General features: G+C 70.6%; 16 protein-coding genes and 1 pseudogene. 3 read left to right on the top strand and 14 right to left on the bottom strand.

Going from position 1 to position 19,426, the window contains the following annotated elements; all coding sequences use genetic code 11:
• Positions 1-109: 109 nt before the first annotated feature.
• The 5 genes from JOD52_RS03915 to JOD52_RS03895 all read right to left on the bottom strand — a co-directional run bounded on the left by JOD52_RS03915 (position 110) and on the right by JOD52_RS03895 (position 7,187).
• Positions 110-1,804: a ribonuclease J gene (locus JOD52_RS03915; protein ID WP_017822767.1), complete on the bottom strand. Its 1,695-nt coding sequence runs from the start codon at positions 1,802-1,804 to the stop codon at positions 110-112.
• Positions 1,801-2,739 (bottom strand): 4-hydroxy-tetrahydrodipicolinate synthase, encoded by a 939-nt coding sequence (dapA, locus tag JOD52_RS03910; RefSeq protein ID WP_204408852.1) that lies wholly within the window; start codon positions 2,737-2,739, stop codon positions 1,801-1,803. Before dapA ends, JOD52_RS03915 begins: the two co-directional genes overlap by 4 nt.
• Before the next feature lie 25 nt (positions 2,740-2,764).
• Complete coding sequence (thyX, locus tag JOD52_RS03905) at positions 2,765-3,490, bottom strand: FAD-dependent thymidylate synthase (RefSeq protein WP_017822769.1); 726 nt, start codon at positions 3,488-3,490, stop codon at positions 2,765-2,767.
• 32 nt (positions 3,491-3,522) lie between these two features.
• Positions 3,523-6,264 carry an asparagine synthase (glutamine-hydrolyzing) gene (asnB, locus tag JOD52_RS03900; RefSeq protein ID WP_204408851.1) on the bottom strand — a complete coding sequence of 914 codons (2,742 nt, stop codon included), beginning with the start codon at positions 6,262-6,264 and terminating at the stop codon, positions 3,523-3,525.
• Between the two features lie 215 nt (positions 6,265-6,479).
• Positions 6,480-7,187 (bottom strand): HAD-IA family hydrolase, encoded by a 708-nt coding sequence (locus JOD52_RS03895; protein WP_017822771.1) that lies wholly within the window; start codon positions 7,185-7,187, stop codon positions 6,480-6,482.
• Between the two features lie 105 nt (positions 7,188-7,292).
• Between JOD52_RS03895 and JOD52_RS03890 the strand changes: the two genes are divergently transcribed.
• Positions 7,293-8,081 carry an AzlC family ABC transporter permease gene (locus tag JOD52_RS03890; protein WP_239551772.1) on the top strand — a complete coding sequence of 263 codons (789 nt, stop codon included), beginning with the start codon at positions 7,293-7,295 and terminating at the stop codon, positions 8,079-8,081.
• Positions 8,078-8,392 (top strand): AzlD domain-containing protein, encoded by a 315-nt coding sequence (locus tag JOD52_RS03885; protein WP_017822773.1) that lies wholly within the window; start codon positions 8,078-8,080, stop codon positions 8,390-8,392. Before JOD52_RS03890 ends, JOD52_RS03885 begins: the two co-directional genes overlap by 4 nt.
• Position 8,393: 1 nt before the next feature.
• Here JOD52_RS03885 and JOD52_RS03880 read toward each other — a convergent pair whose 3' ends face one another.
• The 8 genes and pseudogenes from JOD52_RS03880 to JOD52_RS03850 all read right to left on the bottom strand — a co-directional run bounded on the left by JOD52_RS03880 (position 8,394) and on the right by JOD52_RS03850 (position 16,537).
• Positions 8,394-8,870 (bottom strand): hypothetical protein, encoded by a 477-nt coding sequence (locus JOD52_RS03880; RefSeq protein ID WP_017822774.1) that lies wholly within the window; start codon positions 8,868-8,870, stop codon positions 8,394-8,396.
• A 34-nt stretch (positions 8,871-8,904) separates the two neighbouring features.
• The gene (dapB, locus tag JOD52_RS03875) at positions 8,905-9,711 is read right to left on the bottom strand and encodes a 4-hydroxy-tetrahydrodipicolinate reductase (RefSeq protein WP_204408849.1); all 807 of its coding nucleotides are present in this window, start codon (positions 9,709-9,711) and stop codon (positions 8,905-8,907) included.
• Positions 9,712-9,797: 86 nt separating this feature from the next.
• Positions 9,798-11,141 (bottom strand): M16 family metallopeptidase, encoded by a 1,344-nt coding sequence (locus tag JOD52_RS03870; protein WP_204408848.1) that lies wholly within the window; start codon positions 11,139-11,141, stop codon positions 9,798-9,800.
• A gap of 56 nt (positions 11,142-11,197) precedes the next feature.
• A complete protein-coding gene (locus JOD52_RS16935) occupies positions 11,198-11,455 on the bottom strand; it encodes a hypothetical protein (protein ID WP_239551770.1) in 258 nt (85 codons plus the stop codon).
• A 299-nt stretch (positions 11,456-11,754) separates the two neighbouring features.
• Positions 11,755-11,982: pseudogene (locus tag JOD52_RS17850) on the bottom strand (WD40 repeat domain-containing protein); the annotation flags it as partial.
• A 612-nt stretch (positions 11,983-12,594) separates the two neighbouring features.
• Positions 12,595-14,898: a polyribonucleotide nucleotidyltransferase gene (locus tag JOD52_RS03860; RefSeq protein WP_204408846.1), complete on the bottom strand. Its 2,304-nt coding sequence runs from the start codon at positions 14,896-14,898 to the stop codon at positions 12,595-12,597.
• A 203-nt stretch (positions 14,899-15,101) separates the two neighbouring features.
• Positions 15,102-15,371 (bottom strand): 30S ribosomal protein S15, encoded by a 270-nt coding sequence (gene rpsO / locus JOD52_RS03855; protein WP_017822779.1) that lies wholly within the window; start codon positions 15,369-15,371, stop codon positions 15,102-15,104.
• A 149-nt stretch (positions 15,372-15,520) separates the two neighbouring features.
• On the bottom strand, positions 15,521-16,537 hold the full coding sequence (locus JOD52_RS03850; protein ID WP_204408845.1) for a bifunctional riboflavin kinase/FAD synthetase: 1,017 nt from the start codon (positions 16,535-16,537) through the stop codon (positions 15,521-15,523).
• Positions 16,538-16,859: 322 nt separating this feature from the next.
• On the opposite strand from JOD52_RS03850, the gene JOD52_RS03845 reads away from it, so the two are divergent.
• Positions 16,860-18,374, top strand: coding sequence for a L,D-transpeptidase family protein (locus JOD52_RS03845; RefSeq protein WP_204408844.1), 1,515 nt, complete (start codon positions 16,860-16,862; stop codon positions 18,372-18,374).
• Between the two features lie 78 nt (positions 18,375-18,452).
• On the opposite strand, the gene truB is transcribed toward JOD52_RS03845, so the two are convergent.
• On the bottom strand, positions 18,453-19,421 hold the full coding sequence (gene truB / locus JOD52_RS03840) for a tRNA pseudouridine(55) synthase TruB (RefSeq protein WP_204408843.1): 969 nt from the start codon (positions 19,419-19,421) through the stop codon (positions 18,453-18,455).
• Between the last annotated feature and the right edge of the window lie 5 nt (positions 19,422-19,426).

The following is a 19,426-nucleotide window of genomic DNA, read 5'->3' as shown; positions in this document are numbered from 1 at the left end:
TGCCCGGGAAGCGGGCCCCGGACTCTCCCCGCACAGGGCGAGGATCACGCCGCAGCGATGGATGCTGGGGCGTGATCCTCGGCCCGGTCGCCGTGGGCGGCGGCCCTGCTCAGGCCTCGATGACGATGGGGATGATCATCGGGCGGCGGCGCAGGCGCTGGGACACGTAGCGGCCGATCACGCGGCGCATCACCTGCTGCAGCTGGTGGGTGTCGCGGCGGTTGGACTGATCGGCCACGGCCTGCTCGAGGGCCTTGATGATCTCGGGCCGGATCTTCTCGAAGACCTGGTCGTCCTCGGCCACGCCGCGGGCGTGGATCTCGGGGCCGGCGATGAGGGCACCGGTCTCGGAGTTGACCACGGCGAACAGGGAGATGAAGCCCTCCTCGCCCAGGATCCGGCGGTCCTTCAGATCTGCCTCGGAGATCGCGCCCACGCTGGAGCCGTCGACGTACACGTACCCGTTGGGGATCTCGCCGACGATCCTGGCCACGCCGTCCTTGAGGTCCACCACGCGGCCGTCCTTGGCCAGCACCACGTTCTTCTTGGGGATGCCGGTGGCCTCGGCCACCTTCCCGTTGGCGATCAGGTGCCGCACCTCGCCGTGGACGGGCATCACGTTCTTCGGGCGCACGATGTTGTAGCAGTACAGCAGCTCGCCGGCGCTGGCATGGCCGGAGGTGTGCACCTTGGCGTTGCCCTTGTGCACCACCTCGGCACCCAGTGCCATCAGGCCGTTGACCACGCGGAACACGGCGTTCTCGTTGCCAGGGATCAGGGAGGAGGCCAGGATCACCACGTCACCGGGGCCCACGCTGACGCGGTGGTCGCGGTTGGCGATGCGTCCCAGCGCGGCCATCGGCTCGCCCTGGCTGCCGGTGCACATCAGCACCACCTGCTCATCGGGCAGGTCGTCGATGCGCTTGACGTCCACCAGGATGCCGTCGGGCACGTGGAGGTAGCCCATCTCGGCGGCGATGGTCATGTTGCGCACCATGGAGCGGCCCACGAACGCGACTTTGCGGCCGTGCATCGCGGCAGCATCCAGCACCTGCTGGACGCGGTGCACGTGGCTGGAGAAGGAGGCCACCACGATCTTCTGCTTCGCGCGGGCGAAGATCGCGTCCAGGGTGGGGCCGATCTCCTGCTCACCCACGGTGAAGCCGGGCACCTCGGCGTTGGTGGAGTCCACCATGAACAGGTCCACGCCCTGCTCACCGAGGCGGGCGAAGGCCCGCAGGTCGGTGATGCGGCCGTCCAGCGGCAGCTGGTCCATCTTGAAGTCGCCGGTGTGCAGCACGGTCCCGGCGGGGGTGCTCACGTGCACCGCGAGGGCATCGGGGATGGAGTGGTTGACCGCCACGAACTCGCAGTCGAAGGGACCGAAGGACTCCTTCTGACCCTCCTTCACCGCGAAGGTGTACGGCTTGATGCGGTGCTCCTTGAGCTTCGCCTCGACGAAGGCCAGGGTGAGCTGGCTGCCCACCAGGGGGATGTCCGGCTTCAGGCGCAGGAGGTAGGGAACGGCCCCGATGTGGTCCTCGTGGCCGTGGGTGAGCACGATCGCGGCGATGTCGTCGAGCCGGTCACGGATGTAGTCGAAGTCCGGCAGGATCAGGTCGACGCCGGGCTGGGCGTCCTCGGGGAACAGCACGCCGCAGTCGATGATCAGCAGGCGACCGTCGAACTCGAGCACTGCCATGTTGCGGCCCACGTCGCCCAGCCCGCCCAGCGGGATGATGCGCAGGGTGTCACGGCGCGCCTTGGGCGGCTGGTTCAGGCGTTCGGTGAATGCGGTGGTCATGCGGAGGGCCTCCGAGCGGGGTCGAGTGGGGGGATGCCGGCGGCGGCGTCGAGCGCCTCGGCCAGGGCACGGGTCTGTTCTGCGCCGGCCGCGAGCAGCGGCGAGCGCATCGTGGCGTGCGGGAGCACGCCCTGCAGGGCGAGGGCCGTCTTCGCGGAGACGGCACCAGGCATGCGGTTCATGATCGCCGTGACCAGCGGGGTGCGCTGCTGGTGGGCCTCGCGGGCGGCGGTCAGGTCGGAGCGGTCCACGGCGTCGATCATGCGCTTGTCGATGTCGCCCGCCACCTGGGAGACCACCGAGACGATGCCGGAGGCGCCGATCGAGAGCCACGGCAGGTTCAGGGCGTCCTCGCCGGAGTAGTAGGCGAGGTCGGTGCGCTGCATCACCTCGGTGGCCTGGTGGAGGTCGCCCTTGGCGTCCTTGACTGCGAGGATCCGGGGGTGCTCCCCCAGCCGCAGCAGGGTGTCCAGTGCGAGGGGCACGCCGGCGCGGCCGGGGATGTCGTACAGCATCACCGGCAGATCGGTGGCGTCGGCCACGGCGAGGGTGTGCTGGATGATCCCCGCCTGGCCGGGCTTGGAGTAGTAGGGGGTGACCACCAGCAGGCCGTCCAGCTCGAGCTCGGCGTGGGCGCGGGCCAGGTGGATCGAGTGGGCGGTGTCGTAGGTGCCCACTCCCGCCAGGATCGTCACCTCGGGGCCCACGGCCTCGCGCACGGCGCGGGCCAGCTCCACCTTCTCGGTGTCGCTGAGGGTGGGCGCCTCCCCGGTGGTGCCGGAGACGACGATCATGTCGTTGCCGTGCTCCACGACGTGGGCGGCGAGGCGCTGAGCAGCATCGAGGTCGATGCCGGTGGCGTCCTCGGTGAGCGGGGTGACCATCGCGGTCCCCACCGCCCCGAAGGGACGCGCGGGGCGGGTGTGCTGGGTCATGGTCTCCTCCCGGGAGGTGTGGTGGTCACGGAGCGATGCGCCCGCCGTCCTCGAACGCGGCATGGGTGAGCGGCATCGCCTGGCGGAAGTACTCCTCCATCTGCTCGGCGACCATCTCGATCTCCCGCTGCGGGAACGAGGGGAACGCGGCGTTGTCCTTCTTGGTGCGCAGGCTGAGGAAGTTCATCAGCGCGCGGGCGTTCATGGTGGTGTACATCGAGGAGTACAGGTTCAGCGGCAGCACGGTGCGGGCCACCTCGCGGGCCACCCCGGCCTCGAGCATCCGCTGGTAGGAGCGGTAGGCGGAGGTGGACTCGGTGCGCACCGACTCCTCCACCAGCTCGTGCTGATCAGCGGTGCCGGGCTCGAACACGTAGGCGCCGGGCTTGCCCACCTGGACCAGGTTCCGCTCGCGGGAGGGGACGTAGAACACCGGGCGCATCTCGCGGTAGCGGCCGGACTCCTCGTTGTAGGAGGCGATGCGGTGCCGCATGAACTCGCGGAACACGAAGATCGGGGCCTCGACGTAGAAGGTGAAGCTGTTGTGCTCGAAGGGGCTGCCGTGGCGGTCCCGCATCAGGTAGCGGATCAGCCCCTTGTCCCGGGCGGTGGCATCCTCCCCGGCGGTGGCGAGGGTCTGCTCGCCCTGGGTGGAGACGCGGGCTGCGAACACCACGTCGCCGTCCTGGGCGGCGGACTTCACCAGCTGGACGGTCACATCGGACCGGAACCTGATCTCGTTCTCGCTCATGCCCTCAGAGCCTAGTCCAGCGCCGGGCCCGGTCACCGGGTCGTCCCGGTCCCGGGCTCACCCAGATCCACCAGGATCGCCAGCGGGGTGCGCTGCCGTCCCTGGCCCAGCGGGTTGTCGGCGAAGGTCGCCTCGAGGCGGTCGCCGGCGACCTGGACATCGGAGCCCAGGACGTTGCGGCCGATGTCGTTGGCGTCCATCACCACGGTGCCGGCGAAGCTCTCACGCAGTTCGGCGGGGATGTCGGCGGCGCGGATCGCGGCCGAGAGGCGGGCCGAGACGGCGTCGGGGTCCTTCGGCGGCAGCTTCGCGGAGACGTTCGAGGGGAAGGCCGAGTACACGGTAGGGCCGTCGATCGCCCGCACGTTGTTGCCGACGACCTGGTAGAACAGGCCGCGCTTGCCGATCACCTTGCCGGCAGCGCCCACGGCGGAGGCAGCGACCACACGGGGCAGCCCGACCTCACGGATGGCGAGCTCCATGGTGGTGGGGTCGCCCAGGCCGATCCCGGCCGGGGTGCGGGAGACGAAGCGGCTGAGCACCTTGGCGGAGCGGCGGGGGGTGATCTCCCAGGTGAACCAGGAGCGGCCCTGGCTGATCGCCACGATCTTCTCGCTGATCACGAAGTACCAGGGGCTACCGGCGGGCAGGGCATCTGCGGGCAGGCCCGCGGCGAAGCGCTCCACGTGGCCCCGCACCAGGGCCTCGAGGTCGTCACCGCGACCCACCAGTCCCGTCTGCAGGGGGAAGCGGCGCCAGGCGTGACCGTCCACCGTGGAGACCAGGTCCAGCTGCTTCTCCGGGTTGGGGTCGTAGTCGCTCTTGGGCGCCTCGGCGTCATCGCCCTCGGCATCGTCGGGCTCCGCGGTGGCGACCCCGGGCGCGCTCGCGGCGGCGCCCTCGATCGCGGCCGACAGGGCGGCATCCTGGTCGAAGAAGGCCCGCATCCACAGCTCCACGTTCAGCAGGCGCCAGAACATCAGGGTGCCGTACTTATCGGGATTGGCCATGTAGTCGTCGAACATGGCCAGCACGCTGCGGGACTCGAAGTAGGGCCGCGAGGCGAAGGTGTCCGAGGCGAAGATCTCCCGCAGGGCGGCGGCGTTGTTGCGGAACCACTCGCTCTCGGGGGTGGTGAAGCCGATCTTGTTGCGGCGCTTGGAGATCATGTCCGGGAGGATCCCGAACATGGACTCGCGCAGGATCCGCTTGTTCCAGCCGTCGTGGATGATGGCCGACTCGTCCAGCGAGAACAGGAACTTCAGCAGCTCCTTGTCCACGAACGGCACGCGACCCTCGATGCTGAAGCGCATGGTGTTCTTGTCCTCGTAGCGCAGCAGCGAGGGCAGGGAGCTGCGGAAGGTGTCCTCCAGCAGGCGCTCCTTGAGGTCGTCCTGCACCGAGGAGACCTTCTCCTCCGCGTGGGCGGCAACGAAGCCGGAGTTCAGCAGGGCCTCGATCGGCACGGAGGTGCGACCGGAGAACTTGGTGCGGGCCAGCTTGCGCAGGATGTCGCGCGAGCCCACCATCTCCGAGGCCAGGTCCTTGAACCGCTTCTGGCGTCGCAGCTGGCGCAGGTACACGTAGAAGTACGGGTTGTACCCGGCCATCATCTCGTCGGCTCCCTGGCCGTCCAGCAGCACGGTCACGTGCTCGCTGGCCTCGCGCATCACCGCGTACTGGGCGTACGGGCCCGAGGAGATGATCGGCTCCTCCTGGGTGCGCACGAAGTCCTCGAGGTCCTGCAGGAACTCCGTGGCCGAGGGGAGGATCTTATGAGCCGTGATCTGGCCCTGGTAGTCGCTCAGCAGCGCATCGACGTACCGCTCCTCGTCGTTCCTGGAGTTCGGGAACACGGCCGAGAAGGTGTTCTGGCGGGCACCGACGGCGGCATAGCCCTCGTCCTGGGGCTGCTCGCGCAGGTGCTTGGCGATCACTGCGGCGACGGCCGAGGAGTCCAGACCACCGGAGAGGGAGGTGCCCACGGGCACCTCGGACTGCAGCCGCATCCGCACCGACTCCAGGAACCGCTCGCGGTACTCGTCCACCACCTGCTCGCTGTAGGGGCGGCCGGGGCGCGAGGCGATCTCGCGAAGCTCGTCCTGGAGGCGGGTAAAGGGCTCGATGCGCACACCGCGCGCGTCGACCACCATGGCCTGACCGGCACCCAGGCGCTTGATGCCGGCGAAGAAGGTCTGATCGTCGTCGTCGTGCGCGCGGAACTTCAGGTACCGGTACACGGCGCGATCGTCCGGGGCGGCCTCGAAGGCCTCAGCGGCCAGCAGCGCGCGGATCTCGGAGCCGAACAGCACCCGACCGGTGGCCTCGTCGGCCCAGTAGTACAGAGGCTTGATGCCGAAGTGGTCACGGGCGATGGTGAGCGTGTCGGTCTCGGCGTCGTGGATCGCGAAGGCGAACATGCCGTTGAAGCGGTCGTAGGCGGCGGTGCCCCACTCGGCGTGGGCCTGCAGCAGCACCTCGGTGTCCGAGTCGGTGGCGAAGGTGCGCCCGGCGGCCTCGAGCTCGGCGCGCAGCTCGAGGTAGTTGTAGACCTCACCGTTGTAGATGATCGTGTAGCGACCGTCGGCGGTGGTCATCGGCTGGTCGCCGCCGGCACGGTCGATGATGGCCAGGCGGCGGTGGGCAAGGCCCGTGCGGCCGGAGAAGAACACGCCCTCCCCGTCGGGGCCGCGGTGCGCGAGGCAGGCGTTCATCCGCCGCGCGATGTCCTCGGTATCGGCGCCGAAACCGTAGCTGCCGGAGATTCCGCACATGGGGCGAGTCCTTTCGAGGGGGACGGCATCGATCAGCCGGTGGATCGGGGGCTCCCCCGGGCCCGCTGACCGGGCCTGACGAGGGTCCCGGAACCCACCGGGATCAGCCGCCCGAGCATATCAGCGGGGCGCTCGTCGGCCCTTCAGGCGCGGCCCGTGGTGCACCGATCGGTCAGGTGCGACCGGTCACGCCGAACCACCCCGGTGCTGGGTGTTCAGACCCCGCCGCGGCGGGACAGCAGCAGATCATCCCCCTCGACGCTGACCTCCAGGTCGTCCAGGGAGGTGAGCAGCACCGGGGCGTAGGGCTCGAGGTCAGCAGCGGGCGTGGTGGTGGTGACCGCGATGGTCGCGCAGCCGGCATCGATGCCCGAGCGCAAGCCACCCACGGAGTCCTCGATGACCACGGCGTGGGCGGGGTCCACGCCGATCCGCTCGGCGCCGAGCAGGTAGGGGGCGGGATCGGGCTTGCCGCGCTCCACCTGGTCGGCGGTGACGAGCGACTCCGGGGCTGGCAGCCCGGTGGTGGCCCAACGGGCCCCGAACAGCGCCTGCGTGCAGGAGGTGACGATGGTCCAGGTGGGCCGGCCCAGCTGCTGCGACGCCGCGTCGAGCTGCTCGAGGATGCGGGCGGTGCCCGGCAGGATCACGATCTCGGAGACATCGTCGCTCTCGAGCTGCTCGATCCGTGCGTGGGCCGCTGCGAGCTCGTCCTCGGTCATGTCGGGGAACACGCGGGCGAGCACTTGCTTGGCGGGCGTCCCGTGCATGTCGTGCTCGAAGGTGGCGGTGGAGCCGAGCTCGGCGAACAGGGTGTTCCAGGCCCGCACCACGGTGGGGCCGGAGTCGATCAGGGTGCCATCCATGTCCAGCAGGAGGGCGCTGGTGCGCCAGGGCAGGTCAGCAGTGGGGGCGGTGCTCATGCGCACACCGTCTCATACGGGGCAGGGCGCTGAGGTGAGCACACGGCCGCGTCGTGCTGGACGGCTCAGCGCCGGGGGCGGGCAGGTCCTATGGTGGCGGCCATCATGAGCGCTGCACTTCCCTCCCCCGCCGGGGATGCCTTCTCGACTTCTCCCGCGACCGATCCCGCCGGGCAGATCCGCCGGATCCGCCGCACCGGCTTCTCGGTGGGCCTGGCCACCGGCCTGTACGGCATCTCCTACGGGGCGCTCGCCACCGCCTCGGGCCTGGACCTGTGGCAGGCGATGGTGCTCTCCGCCGTGCTGTTCAGCGGTGGCAGCCAGTTCGCCTTCGTCGGGGTGATCGGCGGCGGCGGCTCAGCGATCGGGGCGGCCCTGGCCTCGATCCTGCTGGGGGTGCGCAACTCCCTGTACGGGCTGGCGCTGTCCCGGGTGCTGCCGCGAGGCGGGTGGCGCGGTGCGGCACGCGCACAGCTGACGATCGACGAATCCGCGGCCACGGCCGCCTCGGGCACCACCCCGGAGGCGGCACGGGCCGGGTTCTGGGCCGCCGGGGTGTGGGTGTACGTGTTCTGGAACCTGTTCTCCCTGGCGGGCGCACTGGCCGGGCAGTACGTCACCGATCCCGCGGCGTGGGGGCTGGACGCGGCAGCCGCGGCAGCGTTCCTGGCGCTGCTGTGGCCGCGGCTTCGCGGTGGGGAGGCGGTCGCGGTGGCAGTGGCCGCGGCCTTCGTTGCGCTGCTGGCCACCCCGGCGCTCCCCTCGGGCCTGCCGGTGCTGGCGGCGGCCATGGTGGCGGTGGTGGCCGGCCTGTGGCCGCGAGGCACGGACGGATCCGACACCGGGACAGTAGCCGGAGCCGGGGTCGCGGCCAGGACGAGGGACGGGCGATGAGCGCCCTGTGGATCGCGGTGATCGTGGCATCGCTGGTGAGCTTCGGTCAGAAGTGGCTGGGCTACCAGGTGCCCTCCGAGGTGCTGGAACGGCCGCGGGTGGCCCGCGTGACGCGGCTGCTGCCGATCGCCCTGCTGGGCGCGCTGGTGGCGGTGCAGGCGGGAACCAGTGGAACCGCCCTCGTGGCCGATGCGCGCCTGGCAGCGGTGGGCGTGGCCGCGGTGCTGCTGATGCTGCGGGCACCGTTCCTGGTGGTCGTGATCGGTGCGGCCGGGGCCGCGGCGCTGCTGCGGGCGCTCGGCTGGGGGTAGCTCAGGCGCCGCGGTACAGGTCGATCGCCCTGCGCGTGGCCATGCGGGCGTTGCGACGGTCCCGCACCGCGTCGTAGGCCAGCGCCAGGCGGAACCAGGCCCGCCAGTCGCTCTCGCGCGAGGGGTCCTCCTGGATGGCTGCGCGGGCCGCCTCGAACTCGGCGCGGGCCTGGGCGGTGCGGCTCGCCGACCCGGTGGCATCCTGGTCGCCCGGGCCGTCGTCCTGGACGGCGGCCTCGCCTCCGGCCGAGGGCGGGGCCCCGCCGTACTCGCGGCCCAGCCGTCCGGCGCGCATGCCGAACAGCACCTCCCGCCAGGTCACCCACACGGTGAGCACCAGCAGGATGGTGACTCCCAGGGCGAGGCCCCAGCCCACCGCTCCCCCGGCGCGGGCGAAGCCCCAGGCGATCCAGCCCAGCCCCCATGCGTAGGCGGCGGTGATCAGCAGCAGGGCTGCGACGAACAGCTTCTGTCCCATGGTGCGGTGGTCCCGTCCGTGCCGTGCGCCGGGCTCAGCCGAGCTCGAGGTAGCCGTCGAGCCCCACGGTCAGGCCGGGATGGGAGGCCACCTCGCGCACGCCCACCAGCACGCCCGGCATGAAGCTGACGCGGTCGAAGGAGTCGTGGCGCAGCTGGAACTGCTCGCCGGCCCCGCCGAACTGGACCACCTCGTGGGCCACCAGGCCGCGCTGACGCACGGCGTGCACGTGGATCCCGTCCACCACGGCGCCGCGGGCACCCAGCGGGTCCTTCTCGGTGGCATCCGGGACGGGGCCCAGCCCGCCGGCGGCGCGGCCACGGGCCACCGCAGCGGCGGTGTGGTTGGCGGTGCCGGAGGGGGCATCGAGCTTGTCAGGATGGTGCATCTCGATGATCTCGGCGCTCTCGTAGTAGCGGGCCGCGATCTCGGCGAAGCGCATGGTGAGCACGGCACCGATGGCGAAGTTCGGTGCGATCAGCACGCCGATCTCGGCACGCCCTTCTCCGGAGAGCGCCTCGCGCACCTCGTCCAGAGCCGACTCGTCCCAGCCGGTGGCGCCCACCACGGCGTGCACGCCGTTGCTGATCGCCCACAGCACGTTGTCCTTGGTGGCCGCGGGGACAGAGAAGTCCACCATCACCTGCGCGCCGGCCTCGGTGATCACCGCGAGGTCGTCGTCGCGGTCCACGCGCGCCACCAGCTCCAGGTCCGGGGCGTTCTCGACGGCGCGGCAGGCCTCGGAGCCCATGCGGCCCCGGGCGCCGACCACGGCGACACAGATCGGGGTGCCTGCTCTCGAGGTGCTGGTGGTGGTGTCGGCGGAATCGGTGGGGCTCATGGTCGCGAGCGGCCTTCCTGGTCGGAGCTGTATCGGTCGGTGGTGTGCGCGGGGCGGGGAGCGGTCAGGACAGTCTCGTCAGGGCATCAGGACTCGGGGCCCACGTCGACGCGGGTGGTGAAGGAGGAGGCGAGCTCGGCGGCGAGCTGCTGCACGTCGGCGGCGCCCACGCGACCGATCCGGGCCAGGATCTCGTCGATCCCGGAGTAGCGGCCATGCATCAACTCGATGGTGCCCAGGCGGCCCATGCGGCTGCTGGTGTCCTCCAGGCCCAGGGCGAAGGAGCCGGTGATCTGGCCGTGGGCGCGCCGCATCTCCTCCTCGTCCACGCCCCTCTCCCCCATGTCGGTGAGCTCCTGGGCCAGCAGCTCCACCACCTCGGTGGTGCGGGAGGGGCGGCAGGCGGCGTACAGGCCGAAGAGTCCGGCGTCGTGGTAGCCGGCGCTGAAGGAGTACACCGAATAGGCCAGGCCCCGCTGCTCGCGCACGTGCTGGAACAGCCGGGAGGACATGCCTCCGCCGAGGATCGACATCAGCACGGAGAGCGCATGGCGCTTCTCGTCCACGGCGGTGATGCCGGTGCCGCCGAGGTAGATGTGGTTCTGCTCGGTGGGGCGGGACAGACGGCGCGGCACGATCTGGGCCACGGCTTCGCCGCTGACCGCTGCATCGCCGCCGGTGGGGCGCACGTGCCGGTCCCGCGTGCGGCGGTGCGGCAGCGCGCCGTCGGCGAGCTCCCATCCTCCGCGGCGCAGGCCCTCCATCAGCAGGCCTGCGAGCTGGTCGTGGTCCACGTCGCCCACGGCGGTGACCACCAGGTTGTCGGGACGGTAGTGCTCGGCCCAGTGCGCGCGCACGTCCTCAATGCCGAGGGCGTTGACGGTGTCCACGGTGCCGCCCACGGGGCGGCCGATCGCGGTGTCGGGCCCCAGCACGTGGGCCAGGAACGTCTCATAGCCCACGTCGTGCGGGTCGTCCTCGGCCATGGCGAGCTCCTCCAGGATCACCTCCCGCTCGGTGAGCAGTGCGCTCTCCTCCATCAGGCTGGAGGTGATCATGTCGGTGAGCACGTCCACCGCCATGGGGACGTCCGCCGAGCGCACCCGCCCGTAGTACAGGGTGTGCTCCTTGGCGGTGACGGCGTTGGAGTCCCCACCCACCTCGTCGAAGGCGGTGGCGATCTGCATCGCGGTGCGGCGCCGGGTGCCCTTGAACATCAGGTGCTCCAGCACGTGGGTGGAGCCGGCGTGCTCGGGTTTCTCGTCCCGGGAGCCGACGGGCAACCACAGGCCCAGGGTGGCGCTGCGCACGCTGCGATCGCTCTGGGTGAGCAGGCGCACCCCGCCGGGCAGGATGCTGCGGCGCACCCCGGCGGCCGCATCGAGCAGCACGTCGGAGGCAGGGTCGTCGTAGATCAGGTCCAAGGGCATCAGGTGATTCTCCCATGCTCGGTGCGCGGGCGGCGGCAGAGCTGCTGCGCAGGCGGTCACGGCAGCTCGAAAGGCCTCCACCCCTGGCCGTCCCAGGCGATCACTCCCCACCAGCGCGCCACCGCGTAGAGGGTGCCGTCCGGGCCCCACGCGGTGCGCCCCAGCTCTCCGGGAGCGCCGATGTCGGGGATGAACTCCGGCGGGTCGATGAATGAGCTCTCCGTGAGATCGGCGTCCCAGAGTTCGAGGCCTCTGGATTTCCCTCCGGAGACGGCGATCCGGCCGTCCGGTGCGGTGGCGATGAACTCGGGCACGGTGATCCTCGTGCTCGTCCCCGGCGAGCACGTCCCGTCCTGGCCGACCAGACCACCTGGAGCCTTCCCTCCTCGCCGATGCCGAGGACGAACCGGCCCTGGCCATCCAGGGCTATCCCCATGGCTTCACGACCGCAGTCGTCGAACGTCTCGGCGCGCTCCCCGCTGCTCGGATCCCACAGCTGCGCACCGGCACCGTCGACAGCGACGGCGATCCGCGATCCGTCCTCCGTGTAGGCGAGCGAGCTCGGCCTCCCGGAGCGCACCCGCAGCACCGGGGACGGCGTGCAAGTGCCGCCGTCCAGGGACCACAGGCGCACGGTCCCATCGGTGCTCAGGGAGGCCAGCTGATGCCCGTCAGGATGGAAGGCGAGGTCCTTGATGTCGAAGCTGCGCCATCGGGTAGACGCCCTATGACCACTGAGGGTCCACAGCACTTCGCCATCGGGTCGGGAGATGTGCACTACGGAAGTAGTGGCCGTGGCTAGCAGCTCATCGTGCGGATGCCACGCGACGGCGTCGTACATCCCATCGTCGAAGCGTGCAAGGATCTCGCCGGTCGCGGTGTCCCATACGGTCGTCCCGGCGGTCTCGCTCTCGCCGAGCAACTTGCGGTCCCACGGTTCCTGGGCGGCGATGCGCCTGCCATCGGGGGACACCGCCAGTCCCTGCAGGGAGACCTGACGCTTCTGGCGAGGGCGTTCCGGGGCGATGAACGGGAAGGTGAAGGCGGGGCCGCTGTCCAGCTGGTGCTCCCCTTGAAGGCACTCGCTCGTCGGGGGCGCGCCGCAGGAGCTCAGAACCCCGGCCCCGGCAAGCAGCCCGGCGCCCAGGATCGTCCGTCGCGTCAGATCGGTCATGGCTCACTCACAGGGACGCCGGCGTCCCGCTGCGCATCCTGCAGGCACCTCGACGACCCCCTCATCTCGACATCCCCCTTGTCCCCCGTCGGTCCGGTGGAGACCGTGAGCTCACATGGTAATGAGGATGACAGATCCGCTCCATGGGCCTGATCCGATGCCGAGCCACGACGCACAGATGCCCTGGCCTCGACCCGCAGTGGGGTCGAGACCAGGGCATCCGGTGGTCCGAGCTCGCGGCCCGGCGCGGGCCGCTCAGCTCAGAGCATCGCGCTCAGCTCACTCGGCGGTGGGCGCCTCGCGCTCGGCGTTCTCGGCGGACTCGACGGGAGCCTCGGAGGTCTCCTCGGCCTTGTCCTCCTCCGGCACGGCCAGGGAGATCTTGCCGCGGGCGTCGACCTCGCGGATCTCCACCTCGACCTTCTGGCCCACCTTGACGACGTCCTCGACGTTCTCCACGCGCTTGCCGCCGTTCAGCTTGCGCAGCTGGGTCACGTGCAGCAGACCGTCCTTGCCGGGGGTCAGCGACACGAAGGCGCCGAAGTCCACCACGCGCACCACGGTGCCGAGGTAGCGCTCACCGGTCTCGGGGACCATCGGGTTGGCGATCGCGTTGACTGCGCTGCGCGCGGCCTCGGCGGAGGGGCCGTCGGTGGCACCGATGTACACGGTGCCGTCGTCCTCAATGGTGATGTCGGCACCGGTGTCGTCCTGGATCTGGTTGATCATCTGGCCCTTGGGGCCGATGACCGCACCGATCTTGTCGACCGGGATGGTGACCGCGATGACGCGCGGGGCGTTCGGGCTCATCTCGTCCGGGGCGTCGATCGCCTCGTTCAGCACCGACAGGATCGCCAGGCGTGCCTCGCGGGCCTGGGCCAGCGCGGAGCCGAGCACGGAGGCGGGGATGCCGTCGAGCTTGGTGTCCAGCTGGATCGCGGTGATGAACTCGGGGGTACCGGCCACCTTGAAGTCCATGTCGCCGAAGGCGTCCTCGGCACCGAGGATGTCGGTGAGGGCCGCGTAACGAACCTCGGACTCCCCAGCATCATTCTGAATGGTGTCGGAGATCAGGCCCATGGCGATGCCGGCCACCGGGGCGCGCAGCGGCACACCGGCGTTCAGCAGGGACAGGGTGGAGGCGCACACGGAGCCCATCGAGGTGGAGCCGTTGGAGCCCAGTGCCTCGGAGACCTGACGGATCGCGTAGGGGAACTCCTCGCGGCCCGGGAGCACCGGCACCAGGGCGCGCTCGGCGAGCATGCCGTGGCCGATCTCGCGGCGCTTTGGGGAGCCCACGCGACCGGTCTCACCGGTGGAGTAGGGCGGGAAGTTGTAGTGGTGGAGGTAGCGCTTGCGATCGTTCGGCGAGAGCGAGTCGATCTGCTGCTCCATCTTGAGCATGTTCAGCGTGGTGACGCCCATGATCTGGGTCTCGCCGCGCTGGAACAGTGCCGATCCGTGCACGCGGGGCAGCACCTCGACCTCGGCCGAGAGGGCGCGGATATCCCGCAGGCCACGGCCGTCGATGCGCACGCCCTCGGTGAGGACCTTCTGGCGCACGACCTTCTTGGTCAGTGCGCGGTAGGCACCGGTGATCTCCTTCTCGCGGCCCTCGAGCAGCTTGCCCTCACCACCGAGCTCCTCGGTGATCTGGGCCAGCAGCTCCTCGGTGCGCTCCTCGCGCTCCTGCTTGCCGGCGATGGACATGACCTCGCGCAAACGATCCGCGGCGGCCTGCTCCACGATCTGGTAGGCGTCCTCCTGGTGGTCCAGGAACAGCGGGAACTCGCGCACCGGCTTGGCGGCGCTAGCGGCCATCTCGGCCTGCGCCTGGCACAGGGTGCGGATGAACACCTTGGCGGCCTCGAGGCCCTCGGCCACGACCTCCTCGGTGGGGGCGATGGCGCCCTGGTTCTTGATCAGGTCCCAGGAGTTGTCGGTGGCCTCGGCCTCGACCATCATCACGGCCACGTCGGAGCTGTCGCCCTCGCCGACCATGCGACCGGCGACGACCATGGAGAACACGGCCTCGTCGAGCTGGGAGTAGGTGGGGAACGCGACCCACTGGCCACCCTCGTTGGTGGGCATCAGGGCGATGCGCACCGCACCGATCGGGCCGGAGAACGGCAGACCGGAGATCTGGGTGGAGGCGGAGGCGCCGTTGATGCCGATGACGTCGTAGGCGTCGTCGGGGTTGCAGGCCATCACGGTGAGGACGACCTGGACCTCGTTGCGCAGGCCCTTCACGAAAGCGGGGCGCAGCGGGCGGTCGGTGAGGCGGGCGGCGAGGATGGCGTCCGTGCTGGGACGGCCCTCGCGGCGGAAGAACGAACCGGGGATGCGGCCGGCGGCGTACATCCGCTCCTCGACGTCAACCGTGAGGGGGAAGAAGTCGAACTGGTCCTTGGGGCGGTTCGAGACGGCGGTGGCCGAGAAGACCATCGTGTCGTCGTCGAGGTACACGGCGACCGCGCCGGCGGCCTGCTGGGCGAGACGTCCGGTCTCGAAGCGCACCTCGCGGCGGCCGAAGGAGCCGTTGTCGATGACGGCGGTGGTCGCGGTGATGTCAGGGCCTTCCATGGCCATGGGGTATCTCCTCTGATGGGGGGTGCCCCTGCCGGTGCGGCCTTCGTCAATCACGCGCGGTCCGGGGGACCGAACGCCACTGCCGAGGACCGAACCTGAGCGGGGCGGGTTCTGGTGCCGTCCTGGTGACGGCGGGGGTTCACCTGGGTGAACACCTGAGCCGCCGCCCGTCCCGGAGGGACGAGCGGCGGTGGGGGTCATCGGCGCAGGCCGAGGCGCTGGATCAGCGCACGGTATCGCTCGATGTCGACGTCCTGCAGGTACTGCAGGAGACGCTTGCGCTGGCCGACCAGCAGCATCAGACCACGACGCGAGTGGTGGTCGTGCTTGTGGGTCTTCAGGTGCTCGGTCAGGTACTTGATGCGGTGGGTCAGGAGCGCGACCTGGACCTCGGGCGAACCGGTGTCGCCCTCGGTGGTGCCGTACTCCTTGATGATCTCCTGCTTGGTGGCGGTGTCGAAGGCCATGGTTCTCCTGGGGTCGAGTGCGCGGCGCACCGGGGCATGTTCTCCCGGGCTCTCTCTGCGAGCGGGCACCCCGGCCCTGCGGGCACCTGGGTGCCCCGGTGGGGTGCGGGAACGCTCTCCGCGGCCGAATGGACGGCCTTGACAGGGTATCAGTCGGCCGACGGCTCGGGCACTGGGGCGGAGGCGAGAGTGCGGCGGGTCACCTCGACGTCCTTGTGCATCTGCTCGATCAGCGCGTCGATGCCGTCGAACTTCAGGGTGGGGCGCTGGTAGTCCACGAACTCCAGGCGCACGGTGTCGCCGTACAGGTCCAGGGAGTGGTCGTCGTGCACGTACGCCTCGACGGTGCGCTGGGGGACGCCGGCGTCGGTGAAGGTGGGGTTGGTGCCGATGGAGATGGTGGCCGGCGCCCCGGCCAGGGCAGCCGTGCCGACATGGTCGGGATGCTGGTCGATCACGGTGAGGTAACCGGCGTACACCCCGTCGGCGGGGACCAGCCCCTGCGGGGTCGGGCCCAGGTTGGCGGTGGGGAACCCCATCTCCCGACCGCGCCGGAAGCCGTGGTGGACCACGTCGGTGACGGTGTGGCGCCGGCCCAGCATGGCCGCGGCGGCCTCGACCTCGCCCCGCAGCAGGGACTCGCGGATCGCGGAGGACGAGATGCGGCCGGTCCCCTGCCCCTCGGGGCCGAGGTCGGAGACGGTCACCACGTCGAAGCCGTACTCCTGGCCCAGCTCGCGCATGGTGTCGATGTTGCCGGCGTTGGCCCGCCCGAAGAGGGCGTCCTCCCCGAGCACCACGCAGCGGGCCCCCAGGCCCTCCACCAGGAAGATGCGCACGAAGTCCTCGGCCGAGTGCTGCGCGAACTCGCGCGTGAACTCCAGGTCGAGCACCCCGCCCACGCCCGCCAGCAGCAGCAGACGGTCCCGGTCCTCATGGCCGGTGATCAGCTGCGGATCGACTTTCCCGCTCATCACGTGCCGCGGATGGGGCCAGAAGGTGAGCGCCACCGGCGTGAGTGAACGTGTGCGCGCGTGATGGATCAGCTGGGACAGCACGTACCTGTGCCCACGATGCACGCCGTCGTAGTTGCCGATCGACACCGCCGTGGCACCGAGGTGAGAGGGCACCTCGCTTGCGGAGTGCCAGATGGGGGTGCGGGTCACGGGGGGCTCGGTCCTTCCGACGGCCGGGCGCGACGCGCCCACGGGCAGGGACACCGTCCCGGACCGACCGCGTGTGGTGCGCGGGGGACCCGGTGGTGTCACGACGGGAACACTGTAGCGGCCACGGCGCCGAGCATGCGCTGGCCGACGGGCAGTCGGCCGAAGCGGGCATCTGTGACGAAGGTCGAGGCGGCAGGCCCTACGGCTCCAGGGCGCTCTCCAGTATCGTGGACGGGAAGGCGGTGCCGGGGAAAGACCCCTGTGCCCTCCCGCGTTCGACAGCGGGGGCAGCCAGACGGCCGCCGAGAACGGATCGACGACCATGACGCACGTGACCGACACCGGTGGCCCGGTGCCTGCCGACCGTGGGCGGAAGCGCCTGACCCTCGTGGTGCTCGCCATCATCGCGATCATCGCGGTGCTGCTGACCGGTGGCGCCCTCGCCTACGCCAAGCAGTTCGACGGCAAGGCCCTGCCCGGCACCACGGTGCTGGGCCAGGACGTGTCCGGCAAGACCCCGGAGGAGATCGCCCAGCTGGTCGCCCAGCGCGGTGAGGACGTCACGGTCACGGTCACTGCCGATGGCGCGGAGCACCAGGCCACCCTCGCCGAGCTCGGCGTGACGGTGGACGCCGCCGCCACCGGCCAGGCGGCTGTGGCCCGGGACGACTCCTTCCCGGATGTCATCGCAGCCACCTGGAGCGGTGAGCACCCGGTCGAGCCCGTGGTGAGCGTCGACGAGACCGCTGTGGCGGCCTTCGCCAACTCCCTGGTGCCCGCGGACCGCGCCGAGCCGGTCGATGCCCAGGTCGTGTTCAACGAGGACGCGCAGACCTGGAACGCCGTGCCGGGCGAGAACGGCCAGGGCGTGGACCCGCAGGCCATGGTGGAGACCGTGACCCAGAAGGCCGCGTCGCTGGAGTCCTTCTCCGTGGAGCAGCCCATCGAAGAGATCGCCCCCGCGATCACCACCGAGGAGGCCGAGGGCGTGGTGGGCACCATCTCCGGCGTCCTCGAGCAGCCGATGTCGATCGCCGGCCCCGAGGACAAGACCTACGAGGTCTCCGCCGAGCGGCGCAACTCCTGGCTCTCCGTGGCCCCCGACGAAGCCGGGCAGACGCTGGTGCTGTCGGTGGACGAGGCCGCCGTGCGCGAGTGGGTCGCCGCCCGTGCGGACAAGGACTCCATCAAGCCCAAGGACGGGATCGAGCAGGTCGACGAGGCCGGTGAGGTCGTCAAGGTCGTCTCCGAGAAGCGCGACGGCCTGGAGTTCACCAATGTGGATGCCGTGGCCGACGAGCTGATCGCCTCCCTGAAGGGCTCCAGCCCGCTGGAGGCCGCGTTCGAGACCAAGACCGTCGAGGCCAAGGTCGAGAAGGTCAAGGCCCCCACCGAGGAGGAGACCGAGGAGGGCACCGACGACGCCGCCGACCCGGCCGCTCCCGCCCCCACCGGTGAGAAGTGGATCGACGTGAACCTCAGCGCCAAGACCGTCACCGCCTACGTGGGCAACACCCCCGTGTGGGGCCCGCGCAAGATGGTGGACGGCAAGCCGGGCTACGAGACCGTGACCGGTTCCTTCGAGATCTACCTGCGCTACGACCGCCAGGACATGACCAACGCCAACTACTACCCCGAGGGCCACCCGAAGTACTACTACACCCCGGATGTCCCGTGGGTGCAGTACTTCCACAACGGCTACGGCTTCCACGGTGCCCCGTGGCGGTCCTCCTTCGGGTACTCCGGCTCGCACGGCTGCATCAACATGCCGGTGTCCGAGGCGAAGTGGCTGTACGACTGGGCCTCGATGGGCACCCGCGTGGAGGTCCACTACTGATCACGCGGTCCCTCCCCTGATCGCAGAAGGCCCCGTCCGGTACATCCGGACGGGGCCTTCTGCATCTCCTCCAGCGTGTCAGCAGCGGGCGTCCAGGGGCACCACCGTGACAGGCTTCCAGGACTCCCCCGCCGGTTCGAGGATCGCGCACAGCCGACCGGCGGCGTCCACAGCGGCGACGAGCCGGCCGTCCCGGTGCCGCTGCCCGCCGGGGCTCTCGACGGCAGCGGTGGGAGCCCGCGGGATGCGCTTGCCGTCGGCCAGCATCCCCGCCGCTGCGTCGTCCACGCGCACTGTGGGCAGCACCCGGGCTGCCGTCTCCCCCAGACCGCGCAGGGGCAGGTCCACGTCATCGCCCTCACCACGGGCGGGGACGTGCGCGGCGTCCGCCACGTCGAAGGGACCCACCTGGGTGCGGCGCAGCGCCGTGAGGTGACCGCCGACGCCGAGTGCGGCACCGAGGTCGCGGGCCAGCGCCCGCACGTAGGTGCCGGAGGAGCAGGTCACCACCGCGTCGAGGTCCTGGAACGGCCCATCAGTGCGGCGCGCTGTCACCTCGAAGCGTCCGATCCGCACGGGGCGGGCGGCCAGTTCGACATCCTCCCCGGCTCGTGCGCGGGCGTAGGCGCGCTTGCCGTCCACCTTGATCGCGCTGACGGTGGAGGGCACCTGCTGGATGTCCCCGCGCAGGGCCTGCATCGCCTCCTCGAGGACTGCCGGGTCGAGGTGGGTGGCATCGACCGGCTCCCCCAGCGGCTCTCCCTCGCGGTCGTCCGTGGTGGTCGCACGGCCCAGGCGGATGGTGGCCAGGTAGGTCTTGTCCAACCCCACCAGGTGGGTGAGCAGGCGTGTGCCCTGGCCGATGCCCAGCACCAGCAGTCCGGTGGCCATCGGGTCCAGGGTGCCGGCGTGCCCCACCTTCTTGGTGCCCAGCAGCCAGCGCACCCGGGCCACCACGTCATGACTGGTGCGGTCCGCCGCCTTGTCCGCCAGCAGCACGCCGTGGGGTGCGCTCGGGGAAGGGACGGCCGTGGGAGTCCGACTCACAGGGG

The organism is Brachybacterium muris, from assembly GCF_016907455.1.
GTDB lineage: Bacteria > Actinomycetota > Actinomycetes > Actinomycetales > Dermabacteraceae > Brachybacterium > Brachybacterium muris.
The sequence above is the reverse complement of the archived record's forward strand: the minus strand, read 5'-3'. Positions and strand labels throughout refer to the sequence as shown.